Genomic DNA, 12,725 nt, shown 5'->3' with positions numbered 1-12,725 from the left:
GAAGCAGGCCACCTGCCCGAGGTGAGCCGTCGGGGGAAACGTGTCCGAAATCGCTCTTGAAGCGCGCAATCTTTACAAGGTCTTCGGTCGAAATCCGCAGCAGGCGGTCAAGCGACTCAAGTCCGGCGAGACCCGGAACGAGGTGCTCGACGCCGGCACCGCCGCAGTGATCGACGCGAGCTTCACCGTGAACCGCGGTGAGATCTTCGTCATCATGGGACTGTCGGGATCCGGCAAGTCGACCATCATCCGCATGCTGAACGGTCTGCACGACGCGACCGACGGCAACATCACCATCGCCGGCGACCAGATCACCGGCATCCCGGCCGGCCGCCTGCGCGAACTGCGTCGCGACCGCGTGTCGATGGTCTTCCAGCACTTCGCGCTGCTGCCGCACCGCACGGTCGCCGCGAACGTCGCCTACCCGCTCGAGCTGAAGGGCATGGCCAAGACCGAGCGCCTGCAGAAGGCCGAAGAGATCCTCGCCCTGGTGGGTCTCGACGGCTGGGGCGACAAGCTGCCCAGCGAGCTCTCCGGCGGCATGCAGCAGCGTGTCGGCATCGCCCGCGCACTCGCGGCCGACACCGACATCCTGCTGATGGACGAGGCGTTCAGCGCCCTCGACCCGCTGATCCGTCGCGAGATGCAGGAGCAGCTCGTCGAGCTGCAGGCCAAGCTGCAGAAGACCATCGTCTTCATCACCCACGACCTCAACGAGGCCATGTTCCTCGGCGACCGCATCGCGGTGATGCGCGACGGCCGCATCGTGCAGATCGGCACGCCCGAGGACATCCTCACCGACCCGGCCAACGACTACGTCGAGCAGTTCGTGCAGGACGTCGACCGCGCCCGCGTGCTCACCGCCGCGAACGTCATGGAGCGTCCGCGCCCCGTCGTGGCCGACAACGCCGGCCCGCGCACGGCGCTGCGCCAGATGCGCGACTCCTACATGTCGGCGACCTACGTCGTCGGCCGCGACCGGCAGCTGGTCGGCATCGTCACCGACCGCGACGCCGTCAAGCTGGTGCGCAAGGGGGAGACGTCGCTGGCGTCGATTCTGAAGCCCGTGCCGCAGAGCGTGAACGAGGACGAGGTGCTGATGAACCTGTTCATCCCCTCGGTCGAGTCGCCGCTGCCGCTGGCCGTGACGGATGCCGAGGGTCGCCTGACGGGCGTCATCCCGCGCGTCACCCTGCTCGCGGCCCTGGGCCCCGGCCCCGGCGCCACCGGCGAGCTGACCATCCCCATGCAACCCATGCCCGCGACGATGATCGACGAGGTCCTCGCCGAGGCGCAGGACGCGGTGGATGCCGCCTCCGCCGGCGACTCCGCCGCATCCGCAACTGAGAACACCGAGGAGGTGCGTTGATGGAAGGTTTCCGTATTCCCATCGGTGAATGGGGCAAGTTCGTCGTCGACTGGATTCGCGACAACCTCGACTGGCTGACAGACGCGATCTCCGCCTTCGTCGGCTTCCTGGCCAACGGGCTCGCCGATCTGCTGGCCGCGCCGTCGGCGCCGGTGATGATCATCGTGTTCGCTCTGATCGCCTGGCTGGTGCGCTCCTGGCAGCTCGCCGTGGGAACCGTCGTGATGTTCACGATCATCCTCGGCGTCGACCAGTGGGACACGGCGATGCAGACGCTCGCTCTGGTGCTGATCGCCACGCTGGTCACTGTCGTCATCGCCGTGCCGCTGGGAATCTGGGCGGCGCGCAACAACACGGTCAGCACGGTGATCAAGCCGGTGCTCGATCTGATGCAGACGATGCCTTCGCTGGTGTACCTGATCCCGGTGATCATCTTCTTCAGCCTCGGTTTCGTGCCGGGAGTGATCGCGACGGTGATCTTCTCGCTGCCTCCTGGGGTGCGGCTCACCGAGCTCGGCATCCGCGGTGTTGACGCCGAGACGGTCGAGGCGGGGCACGCCTTCGGCGCGAAGCCGAGTCAGATCCTGCGCGGCATCCAGCTGCCCCTGGCCACGCCCACCATCATGGCCGGCGTCAACCAGGTGATCATGCTCGCCCTGTCCATGGCCGTCATCGCCGGCATGGCCGGTGCACCGGGCCTCGGCAAGGAGGTGGTCGCCGCGCTCGCGACCATCAACGTCGCGCAGGGCATCGAGGCGGGCCTCGGCGTGGTGTTCATCGCCGTGTTCCTCGACCGCGTCACCGCGGCTCTGGGCAACCCCGCGGGCTCCCCGTCGTCGTTGCTGGGCATCCTGCAGCGCCGACGCGACGACGCCCGTCGTGCGGCGGCCGCGGCATCCGCGAAGCCCTCCGATTCACTCGCCGACGCCGGTCAGCTCGTCGCAGCCGGCCCTCGCCAGACACCGGCGTGATCGGCGAACAGCACGACCTATCCATCACAGCACTGCATACGTAACGCGTGAGACATACGTGAAGAAAGAAGGAAGCATCATGAAGAAGAGGCACCTGACAAGCATCATCGCGCTCGGCGCGGCGGCATCCCTGGCTCTCACCGGGTGCGCGGGCGGCGACGCCGGTGCCGGCGGCAACGGCGGCGACGACAAGGGCACCATCACGATGGGCTTCCTGCCCGCGTGGACCGACGGACTCAGCACCGCCTACCTGCTCGCCGACCAGCTCGAGAAGCTCGGCTACACGGTCGAGATGGAAGAGGTCGTCGATGCAGGGCCGCTGTACACCGCCCTCGCGCAGGGCGACATCGACATGTACCCGTCCGCCTGGTCCGAGGTGACGCACGCCTCTTACATGGAGGAGTACGGCGACGACATCGAAGACCTGGGCACCTATTACGAGGGCGCTGTGCTCACCCTCGCCGTGCCGGAGTACCTCGACGAGATCAACTCGATCGATGACCTCAAGGGCAACGCCGACATGTTCGGCGGCAAGATCATCGGCATCGAGCCGGGCGCCGGGCTGACGAAGCAGACGCAGGAGACGGCCATGCCCGAGTACGGCCTGGACGACTACGAGCTGGTGACCTCGTCGACCGGCGGCATGCTCGCCGAGCTCGACACGGCCGTCGCCGCCGAAGAGCCGATCGTCGTGACGCTGTGGCGTCCGTTCTGGGCGAACGACGCCTGGCCGCTGAAGGACCTGGAAGACCCGAAGGGTGCCATGGGCGAGTCCGAGGCTCTGCACTTCCTGGGCAAGAGCGGCTTCGCGGAGGAGTTCCCCGAGGCGGCGGAGCTGATCGAGAAGATCACGCTGAACGATGAGCAGTACGGTGCCCTCGAGAGCCTCGTGACCTCTGACGAGTACGAGGACAAGTCGGCGGAGGCCGTCGACAAGTGGCTCGACGAGAACGCCGACCAGCTCGACTGGGTGGTCACCGAGTAAGACGCACCCACGCCCGCTTCGTCGGGCGGACGTCGCGCCGATGGGCGGAGCTTTCGCTGAGAAAGCTCCGCCCATCACTGCGTTCCCCGCCCATCGCCGTGGGTGGGGTCGCTGTCAGGTCTCGGCGGTGACCAGCGGATCCGGTGTACGGCGGGTGATCACGCCGTCGGCCTCGGTCGGGAAGCCGTTGCGCACCCAGTACTCGTAACCTCCGAGCAGCTCGCGCACGTCGAGACCCGCCGCCAGGAGCGTGCGCGCGGTGGCGGTGGCGCCGTTGCACCCCGGTCCCCACCCGTAGACGATGAGCGTGCGATCGCGCGGGAGCGCATCGAGCTGCGCTTCGATCGCCGTCTTCGGCAGGTGCAGCGCACCGGCGATGTGGCCGTGCTCCCACGACTCGAGCCGTCGCGTGTCGACGAGGATCGCGACATCCGATTCGACGGCCTGCGCGGCGGCGATCACGTCGATCTCGTAGGCGAGGCGAGCGTCGACGAACGCGAGCCTGGCGTCGAGGTCGCTCATGATCGGTCGCGGGAGCCGAGCAGCCCGGCCAGCAGCGGCAGCTGCTGCGGATCTTCGAGAGCGGAGCCGACGGCGACCACACGCGCGCCGGCGCTCAGGTACTCGCCGGCGTTCGCGGCACTCATGCCGCCGGTGGCCACGAAGCGGGCGTGCGGGAACGGCCCGCGCATGGCGGTGAGCCACGGCGTGCCCAGCACCGAGGCGGGGAAGGCCTTCAGCCAGGTGAGCCCCGCCTTCATGGCCAGCTGCACCTCGCTCGCCGTGCCCACGCCCGGGATGCTGAGCAGCCCCGCGTCGTGCGAGGCGCGCACCACGTCGAGGTCGAGCCCGGGGCTGACGGTGAAGGCGGCTCCGGCGGATGAGGCCCGCGCGACGTGCTCGGCGGACACCACGGTGCCGGCGCCGACGATCTTCCCTCGCTCCTTACCGGCGGCGGCGACCACCCGCAGCGCCTCGACGTCCTCGTCCGTCTGGATGGGCAGTTCGACGACGTCGATGCCGAGATCCCACGCCGTGGTCGACACCGCGAGGCTCCTTTCCGCACCCATCCCACGCAGGATGGCCATCAGCGGCGCACCGCCGAAAAGCTCCTCGAATCCGGAGTTGTCCATGAGACCTTCCTTCCCTGTCATCGCGCGGCATCCGTCGTGACGATGCCGACGACATCGTCGGTGGACTGCAGCACGAGATGCGCTCGTCCGTGACCGCTCTGCAGGCGCTCCTCGGCTGTCGCGCCGGACAGCTTCGCGGCGAGCCACCCGGCCGCGAAGGCATCTCCGGCGCCGACCGCCTCCACCACCTCGGTGGGGATCGCCGGCACGAAGACCGTGCCCTCCGCCGAGAACTCCGTCGCCCCGACGTCGCCGTCCTTCACGACCAGATGGGCGGGCGCCGGGATCAGTGCGCGCACCTCATCGGGGGTCTCGCACCCCCACAGCGTCTGCGCCTCGTCGAGACCGACGAAGACGATGTCCGACCGGTTCGCCAGCGCGAGCAGCACGGGTGCGGCGGCCGATGCGGCCCACAGCGCGGCGCGATGGTTGACGTCGAAGCTCAGCGCTCCGGTACCCGCCGACGTGACGCGGTCGATGACCGCATCGATCATGGCGGCGCAGTCGGCGGAGAGCGCCGGAGTGATCCCGGAGACGTGCACGATGGCCGCATCCTCGAGCGGCACGTGGGCGACGCTCTCCGCGGTCATCCGCGACGCCGCGGACCCTGCCCGGTAGTAGTGCACGCCGTGGCCGGGATCCTTGAAGTAGACGCCGGTGGGCGCGCTCGGGTCGAAGGCGACCCATCGGGTGTCGACGCCCAGATCCGACACCATGCGGTTCACCCGGCGCCCGAGCACGTCGTCGCCGAGAGCGCTGACCCAGGCCGTGCGGTGGCCGAGGGATGCCACGTGGGCGGCGACGTTCGATTCGGCGCCGCCGATGCTCAACCGCACATCGTCGGCGTCTGCGAGCCGCGTGGCATCGCGCGGGGTGATGAGCACCATCGTCTCGCCGAGCGCGATGAGTGCGGGGACTGCGTTCTGATCCATGGTGTTCATGATCGTGGGCTCGACCAGCTCCTCTGCCTCGAGGGCCTAGCGTCGGGCTCTCGCCTCCTCCAGGTAGCTGTACGCGGTCACTCGTGAGATGCCGAGCCGCTTCGCGATCGCCTCGACCGACTTGCGCATCTGCGTCGCGCCGCGCTGGTCGAGCCGCTCGAGGACCGTGATCTTGTCGTCTCGCGACATGTTCTCGACCGGGCGGCCGATCTCGTGAATGGCGTCGCTGATCATCGAGTCCATCACCGCGACGAGGTCGGTGCCGAAGTGCTCTCGGGGCGCGTTCGCCGCCGGTGCCGACGACGGCAGCAGCGCGGCGAGCACGTTGCGGGCCTGCTGCAGGGGACTGAGGTCGACGTTGATGCAGAACGACGCGATGATGTCGCCCTCGGAGTTGTGGAAGTACACCGACGAGCAGCGCAGCTCGCGTCCGTCGCTGGTGAAGCCGGTGTAGCCGAACGCGTCGTGGTCGCCGCGCCGATCCTTCAGCACGTCCAGCCCGAGTGATGTCGACGGCCCGCCGACCGCGCGTCCGGTGACATGGCCGTTCTCGATCGCCATGATCGTGTGACCGAGGTCGACATCCGCGCCGTCGAGGTTGTGCAGCACCACCTCGGTCGTGGGGCCCGCCGCGGTCGCGAGCGCCCGCATCACGGGGCGGTACAGCCGCAGCACCTCCTCGGCGTTCTCGTACGTCTGCCGTGCGGCCTCACCGGCGAGTGCCTCTGCGGCGTTCTCCACCGCGGTGCTGATCGTCATCGCTCACCCCTGAACAAAAAATCCGAGAGATAGACAGAATGTCTATTCGCCTGTTAGCTTAGCGTCACCCAGTCGAGACGTCGAGGCCGCGCAGTCCGCAAGGCCCGCATTTTCCCAGCAAGGAGGCTCGGATGACCACTGTGTCCGCATCGCGCGGTCTGTCCCCGAAACAGCGCAAGACGGTCGCTGGCGGGGCCATCGGCACGCTGATCGAGTACTACGACTACTACCTGTACGGTCTCGCCTCGGCGGCGGTGTTCCCCGCGGTGTTCTTCTCGTCGAACGACGCGGTGATCGCCCAGCTGTCCTCCTTCGCGACCTTCGCCGTGGGCTTCTTCCTGCGGCCCGTCGGCGGGATCGTCTGGGGCATGATCGGCGACCGCGTCGGCCGCAAGGTCGTGCTGATGAGCACGGTCGTCGGCATGGGGCTGGCCACCACCGGCATCGGCCTCATCCCCTCCGACCAGGCCATCGGCGTCGCAGCCCCGCTGCTGCTGCTCTTCTTCCGGCTCTGCCAGGGCTTCTTCGTCGGCGGCGAGATGGGCGGAGCGGCGACGATGGTCGTCGAGGCTGCTCCGATCGGCCGCAAGGGCATGTACGGCGCGTTCCTGATCAGCGGCGCCGGCGTCGCCAATGTCGTCTCGGGCGGTCTGATGGCCGGCCTCGGCCTGGTGCCCGGCTCGTGGTTCATCGAGTGGGGATGGCGCATCCCGTTCGTGTTCTCGATGGTGCTCGCGATCGCCGCGGTCATCCTGCGTCGCCACCTCGAGGAGTCGGAGGAGTTCACCGAGACGCAGACGCTGCTCATCTCCGCCACCGGAAAGAAGCACAACCCCCTCGTCGAGGCGTTCCGCCACCCGAAGAACACGATCCTCGGCATCCTTATCGGCCTTCCGCAGTCGATCGCCGGTTACGTGGTCCTCACCTACGGCCTCAGCTTCATGGTGTCGAACGAGAGCCTTCCCGCCTGGATGGGCTTCGCCGGCACGATGATCGTCGGTCTGCTGCAGATCGTCGTCGCGCCGCTGTGGGGTCACATCTCCGACAGGATCGGCCGTCGCACGGTCTACATCATCGGATGCCTCGGCTTCGCGGCCATGGTGTACCCGGCCTTCGCGCTGTTCACGACCGGCAACATGTGGCTGATCTGGCTCGGCCAGATCCTCGGCTTCGTCGTGTTCGGTGTCGCCATGCAGGCGACACTCGCGACGATGCTCGCCGAGATGTTCGACCCTGAGGCGCGCACGACCGGCGTCAACATCGGCTACCAGATCTCCAACACCCTCGGTGGCGGCCTCGCGCCGATCATCTGCGTGGCCCTGGTCGCTGCAGCCGGTGGGGCGTTCTGGCCCGTGGTGGTCTACGCGGCGGTGATCGCGATCGTCGGTGTGATCGCGACGATGCTGGCATCCATCCGGCCCGACGTCGAGGGCGCAGGTCGCCTGCACGAGCTGCGCGTGACGTCAACCGTCAAGACGACGGCCTGAGAGGGGACACCAGAATGGTCCACATGGACGACACACTCCTGACGGCGCGCGACAAGGGACTGCCGGCGCGCGCGGCCGGGATGACGGCGGCGGAGTTCCTCGCCACACGCCCGCGCCTGGACGAATTCTGGACTCCGCTCATCGCGCTCGACGATGCCGCCATGGACGCCAACGTCGCGACCATGGCGGCATGGTGCGCCGAGCGAGGCTTCGACATCATGCCGCACGGCAAGACGACCATGGCGCCCGCGCTGTGGAAGCGCCAGACCGACGCCGGCGCGACGGGCATCACTCTCGCGACGATGGGTCAGGTGCGCACGGGGCGGGACCTCGGTCTCGACTCGATCATGCTCGCCAACGCCGCCGTGGACCCGCGGTCGCTCGCCTGGCTCGCGGGCGAGCTGGCTGATCCCGGATTCCGGTTCGTCAGCTGGGCCGATTCGATCGCCACCGTCGAGGCGATGGAGCACGGTCTGCTCGCCGCGGGAACACCGCGCGCGGCCGACGTGTGCATCGAGCTCGGCGCCTCCGGCGGTCGCACGGGTGCCCGGTCGATCGCCGAGGCGGTGCGCATCGCGGAGCGCATCGCCGCTTCGCCCGTGCTGCGCCTGGCAGGCGTCTCGGGATACGAGGGCAGCCTCGCGCACGACCGCTCCACCACAGCCGTCGCCGCCGTCAGGTCGTACCTCGAGGCGCAGGTCGAGCTGCACACGGCCATCACTCCGCTCTACGACGACGGCGAGGTCTTCCTCACCGCCGGGGGCAGCGCCTATTTCGACGTCGTCGCCGACGTCTGGGCGGGCGCCGACCGCGACGGCCGGACGCGCTTCACGCTCCGCTCGGGTGCGTACATCGTGCATGACGACGGCTTCTACCGCGGCATCTCGCCGTTCGACGAGGGCGCCGCGCACATCTCCGATTCCTCCGGCGCCTCGCCGCGGTTCGTCAACGCCATGCACGGGCTCGCACGGGTGGTGTCGAGCCCCGAGCCCGGTCTGGCGCTGGTCGACGGCGGCAAGCGCGACTTTCCGTACGACGAGGGGATGCCGATACCCCGGGCGTGGCGGCCGGAGTCGTCCGAGCCGTGGCAGCCGCTGCAGGGCGAGGTGTCGGCGATGAACGATCAGCACTCCTATGTGCGCTCGGAGCAGCCCCTGCCGATCGGATCGGTCGTGCGGCTCGGGTTGTCGCACCCGTGCACAGCGTTCGACAAGTGGCGCATCCTGCCGGTGATCGAATCCGTCGAGTCCGAACGGGTCGTCGACCTGGTCCGCACCTGGTTCTGAGGAGAGCGATGACCACTCGCACCGTGCTGCACGGGGGATCCGTGATCTCCGCCGACGGTCCTGTGCGCGCCGACGTCGCGATCGAGGCGGGCGAAATGACCCGCATCGGGCGGATCGATGCCCGGCCGGACGACGCGGTGCTGGACGTGTCGGGTCGGTTCGTGCTCCCGGGCTTCATCGACGTGCACTCCCACGCCGATGGGCTGCTGCGCGACCCGGATGTCGCTCGGACGCTGCTGCGCCAGGGCGTCACGACGGTCATCGCCGGTCAGGACGGCGTCTCCTACGCCCCCGGTGACGGCGCGTACGCCTCGGAATACTTCGCCGCGATCAACGGTCCGCATCCGACGTACCGGGGTGGCGGAGTCGCCGACTATCTCGCCGCCGTCGATGGCACCTCGCCGCTCAACGCGGGCTATCTGATTCCGGCCGGCACCGTGCGTTTCGAAGTCTGCGGGCGGCAGGACCGGCCCGCGACCGAGGACGAACGCCGGCGCATGGCCGCGCTCGTGAAGCGGGGAATGGACGAGGGGGCGCTCGGCCTGTCGAGCGGACTCGATTACGTGCCCGGCATCTTCCAGGATGCGGCGGAGATCGCGGCGCTGTGTGCACCCGTCGCCCGGGCCGGCGGCGTGTACGTCACGCACATGCGCGGCGGGTACGAATCGAACACCGCGGCCGGCATCGCCGAGGTGGCCGAGATCTCACGCCACGCTGAATGCGAGACCGGATCCGCCCTGAGTGTGCACATCTCGCACTTCCATGCCGATGCCGACATCGTGCTGGCGCAGCTCGCCGCGCTCGACGAGGCCGGTGTGGACGCGACCTTCGACGCCTACCCGTACATCCGCGGCTGCACGCTGCTCGGCATGCCGCTGCTGCCCCCCGAGGTGTCGCTGCTGCCGCGCGACGAGGCCGTCGCCGTGATCGCGGATCCCGCGCGGCGGGCCGCACTGCGCGAAACGTGCGCGAGCAGGGCGACGCAGAGCGCCAGCCTCGGCCCGGACTGGCCCGACATGATCGCCCTTGCCCACATCGCCGCGCCCGAGCTGGCGTGGGCACACGGGCTCACTCTGCGCGTCGCCGCTGAGCGCGCGGGCACCTCGCCGATCGACTTCGCCCTCGACGCGCTCGCGGCATCCCGCCTGGAGTGCAGCGCCGTCATGGCCGTGCGCAGCCCTCGGCCCCGCACCGAGCTCGCGCGCATCTTCTCCCACCCGGCTCACACCGGCGGATCAGACGGCATCTTCATCGGGGCGCACCCGCACCCGCGGGCCGCCGGCAGCTTCGCCCGGTACCTGCGCGAGTACGTGCGGGAGCTCGGCACGTGGAGCTGGTCCGACGCCGTGCACCATCTGTCGGCTCTGCCGGCGCGCCGTTTCGGGCTGGGGCGCCGCGGCGCCGTCGAGGCAGGAGCCGTCGCCGACCTGATCGTCGTCGACCCGGCGACGGTCGCCGACACCGCCACGTACGAGAGCCCGCGCACAGCCGCCGTCGGCATCGACGACGTCTTCGTCGGCGGCATCCGCGTTCTCGCCGACGGTGAGTTGACGGGCGCCCTGCCGGGCCGTGGGCTGCGTCGAGCTGCGGACGGCCGCGTTGAAGAGGGCCGTGCCGAAGGCGGCCGCGCGTGAATCTTCCCCGTCCGGGGATCTGACCTGTTGTCAAGAGAAAGGAAAGCAACATGCCGAAGACCGGTTTCCACACGGAAGGCGTGCCCGCTCCCGCCGGCCCGTACAGCCACGGGGTCGTCGCGAACGGATTCCTGTACACGGCGGGCTTCGGCCCACAGGATGCGGCGAACGACAACGCCATCGCCGACAACGTCGGCGACCAGACCCGCCAGGTTCTGCGCAACATCCAGAAGGTGCTCGCCGAGCACGGCCTGACGATGGATGACGTCGTCAAGTCGACCGTGCATCTGCAGGATCTCAGCGACTTCGCCGAGTTCAACACGGCGTACGAGGAGTTCTTCACCGCGCCGTACCCCGTGCGCACCACGGTGGGCTCGCAGCTGGCGAACATCCTCGTCGAGATCGACGTGGTCGCCGCCCTTCCGCAGGGCTGACCCGCCCGCCGCAACCAGGGGGCCGACACGCCACTGGTCGGACGGAACACATCCTGTTGCGTCCGGCGTCCGGCGCGTCGGCCCCCGGTGTGTGCCGCCGCCGCGCGGCCGGCGGTGCCACGCGGCGGCATCCGGCTGTCAAGTCCCCCTGCGCCGCCCGAGGCCCCGACGTAACGTGTCGGCATGGACGGGTTCGCCGCAGTCGACTTCGGCTTCGCCCGCGAGGTCCTGCAGCGGGGCACCGCGGCGCTGTTCTTCGTCGCCTTCCTGTCGACGCTGAACCAGTTCCGTCCGCTGCTCGGTGAGCACGGGCTGCTTCCGGCACCCGACCTGCTCGCGTGGGTGTCGGCGTCGAAGAGCAGACGGCGGATGCTGCGTCCCACCGTTTTCACGCGCATCCGCTACACCGACCAGCGCCTGGTCTGGCTGTGCGGGGTCGGCATGGTCATCGCCGCCGCCCTGGTGGCCGGCGTCCCGCAGCTGGGGCCGCCCTGGGTTCCGATGATCTGCTTCCTGCTGCTGTGGGGCGGCTACATGTCGATCACGAGCGTCGGGCAGACCTTCTACGGTTTCGGGTGGGAGATGCTGCTGCTCGAGGCCGGGTTCCTCGCGGCGTTCCTCGGTTCAGCCGACCAGCCGCCGCCGACCGTCGTGATGGTGCTGTTCTGGTGGCTGCTCTTCCGGCTCGAGTTCGGTGCCGGAATGATCAAGATCCGCGGGGGACGTGAATGGCGCGACCTCACCGCCCTGACGTACCACCACGAGACGCAACCCATGCCCGGCCCGCTCAGCCGTCAGGCGCATCTGCTGCCGACGTGGTTCCACAAGGGAGAGGTGCTCGGCAACCATTTCGCGCAACTGATCGTGCCCTTCTTCCTCTTCGCGCCGATCCTGTCGCTGTGGGTTCCCGGCCCGATTCCCCAGATCATCGGCACCACCGCGGCGGCGATCGTGATCCTCACCCAGCTGTGGCTGGTGGTCACCGGCAACTTCGCCTGGCTCAACTGGGCGACGATCGTGATCGGCTTCTCGGCCGTCGGCGTACCGAGCGCCGATGCGATTGGCGACCAGGGCCCCGGCGTCCCGCTGTACTGGATCGTCATCACCGCCGCGGTCGGCATCCTGATCCTGGCACTGAGCTGGCCCGCGCTACAGAACCTCTTCGCGCGCCGGCAGCTGATGAACGCGAGCTTCAACCGCTGGCAGCTGGCGAACGCCTACGGGGCGTTCGGCACCGTGACGAAGCAGCGCATCGAGTTCGTCATCGAGGGGACCAGGGACGCCGATCCCGGCACGGCGGACTGGTCGGAGTACGAGTTCCGCGGCAAGCCGGGTGATGTGCGGCGCGTTCCCCGGCAGTTCGCGCCGTACCACCTGCGGCTGGACTGGCTGATGTGGTTCCTGCCACTGGGCCATTCGATCGACGACTGGTTCACCCTGTTCCTGGTGCGGCTGCTCGAGGCGGACGCCCCGACGCTGCGGATGCTGCGCCGCGATCCGTTCGCCGGCCACGCACCGCACTGGGTGCGGGTGATCTCGTACCGCTACCGGTTCACCACGCGCGCCGAGCACCGCGAGACCGGCGCCGTCTGGGTGCGCGACCGCCGGCGAGTGCTGGTGCGGCCGATCAGCCTGCGCGGCCGTTGACCGAGGCGCCGACTTTGAAGGACGTCTGCACTTCTAAAGGACGATCTCGGCCGGAGCGTCCTTCAGAATCGCATCCGTC

12 protein-coding genes are annotated in these 12,725 nt (G+C 69.1%); 8 read left to right on the top strand and 4 right to left on the bottom strand.

What is annotated here, in order from left to right; translation table 11 throughout:
- Window positions 1-40: 40 nt before the first annotated feature.
- The 3 genes from ACFWH5_RS05020 to ACFWH5_RS05010 all read left to right on the top strand — a co-directional run bounded on the left by ACFWH5_RS05020 (window position 41) and on the right by ACFWH5_RS05010 (window position 3,325).
- Window positions 41-1,369, top strand: coding sequence for a glycine betaine/L-proline ABC transporter ATP-binding protein (locus ACFWH5_RS05020; protein ID WP_378832452.1), 1,329 nt, complete (start codon window positions 41-43; stop codon window positions 1,367-1,369).
- Entirely contained in the window at window positions 1,369-2,340 is a 972-nt protein-coding gene (locus ACFWH5_RS05015) for an ABC transporter permease (protein ID WP_378832449.1), read from the top strand. The genes ACFWH5_RS05020 and ACFWH5_RS05015 overlap by 1 nt, the downstream gene beginning before the upstream one ends.
- 79 nt (window positions 2,341-2,419) lie before the next feature.
- On the top strand, window positions 2,420-3,325 hold the full coding sequence (locus tag ACFWH5_RS05010) for a glycine betaine ABC transporter substrate-binding protein (RefSeq protein ID WP_378832448.1): 906 nt from the start codon (window positions 2,420-2,422) through the stop codon (window positions 3,323-3,325).
- A 114-nt stretch (window positions 3,326-3,439) separates the two neighbouring features.
- On the opposite strand, the gene ACFWH5_RS05005 is transcribed toward ACFWH5_RS05010, so the two are convergent.
- The 4 genes from ACFWH5_RS05005 to ACFWH5_RS04990 are packed head-to-tail and all read right to left on the bottom strand — an operon-like array spanning window position 3,440 to window position 6,158.
- The gene (locus ACFWH5_RS05005; RefSeq protein ID WP_378832446.1) at window positions 3,440-3,847 is read right to left on the bottom strand and encodes a rhodanese-like domain-containing protein; all 408 of its coding nucleotides are present in this window, start codon (window positions 3,845-3,847) and stop codon (window positions 3,440-3,442) included.
- Window positions 3,844-4,458, bottom strand: coding sequence for a bifunctional 4-hydroxy-2-oxoglutarate aldolase/2-dehydro-3-deoxy-phosphogluconate aldolase (locus ACFWH5_RS05000; RefSeq protein ID WP_378832444.1), 615 nt, complete (start codon window positions 4,456-4,458; stop codon window positions 3,844-3,846). The genes ACFWH5_RS05005 and ACFWH5_RS05000 overlap by 4 nt, the downstream gene beginning before the upstream one ends.
- Window positions 4,459-4,475: 17 nt before the next feature.
- Window positions 4,476-5,390 (bottom strand): sugar kinase, encoded by a 915-nt coding sequence (locus ACFWH5_RS04995; protein WP_378832441.1) that lies wholly within the window; start codon window positions 5,388-5,390, stop codon window positions 4,476-4,478.
- 45 nt (window positions 5,391-5,435) lie between these two features.
- Window positions 5,436-6,158, bottom strand: coding sequence for a transcriptional regulator (locus ACFWH5_RS04990; RefSeq protein ID WP_378832439.1), 723 nt, complete (start codon window positions 6,156-6,158; stop codon window positions 5,436-5,438).
- Window positions 6,159-6,289: 131 nt separating this feature from the next.
- Between ACFWH5_RS04990 and ACFWH5_RS04985 the strand changes: the two genes are divergently transcribed.
- The 5 genes from ACFWH5_RS04985 to ACFWH5_RS04965 all read left to right on the top strand — a co-directional run bounded on the left by ACFWH5_RS04985 (window position 6,290) and on the right by ACFWH5_RS04965 (window position 12,646).
- Window positions 6,290-7,645: an MFS transporter gene (locus ACFWH5_RS04985; protein WP_378832437.1), complete on the top strand. Its 1,356-nt coding sequence runs from the start codon at window positions 6,290-6,292 to the stop codon at window positions 7,643-7,645.
- A gap of 23 nt (window positions 7,646-7,668) precedes the next feature.
- Complete coding sequence (locus ACFWH5_RS04980) at window positions 7,669-8,931, top strand: alanine racemase (protein WP_378832435.1); 1,263 nt, start codon at window positions 7,669-7,671, stop codon at window positions 8,929-8,931.
- Between the two features lie 8 nt (window positions 8,932-8,939).
- Entirely contained in the window at window positions 8,940-10,565 is a 1,626-nt protein-coding gene (locus ACFWH5_RS04975) for an amidohydrolase family protein (protein ID WP_378832433.1), read from the top strand.
- Window positions 10,566-10,615: 50 nt separating this feature from the next.
- On the top strand, window positions 10,616-10,999 hold the full coding sequence (locus ACFWH5_RS04970; RefSeq protein ID WP_378832431.1) for a RidA family protein: 384 nt from the start codon (window positions 10,616-10,618) through the stop codon (window positions 10,997-10,999).
- 183 nt (window positions 11,000-11,182) lie between these two features.
- The gene (locus ACFWH5_RS04965; protein WP_378832428.1) at window positions 11,183-12,646 is read left to right on the top strand and encodes a lipase maturation factor family protein; all 1,464 of its coding nucleotides are present in this window, start codon (window positions 11,183-11,185) and stop codon (window positions 12,644-12,646) included.
- Window positions 12,647-12,725 lie beyond the last annotated feature (79 nt).

The organism is Microbacterium sp. NPDC058345, from assembly GCF_042723855.1.
Taxonomy (GTDB): domain Bacteria; phylum Actinomycetota; class Actinomycetes; order Actinomycetales; family Microbacteriaceae; genus Microbacterium.
The sequence above is the reverse complement of the archived record's forward strand: the minus strand, read 5'-3'. Positions and strand labels throughout refer to the sequence as shown.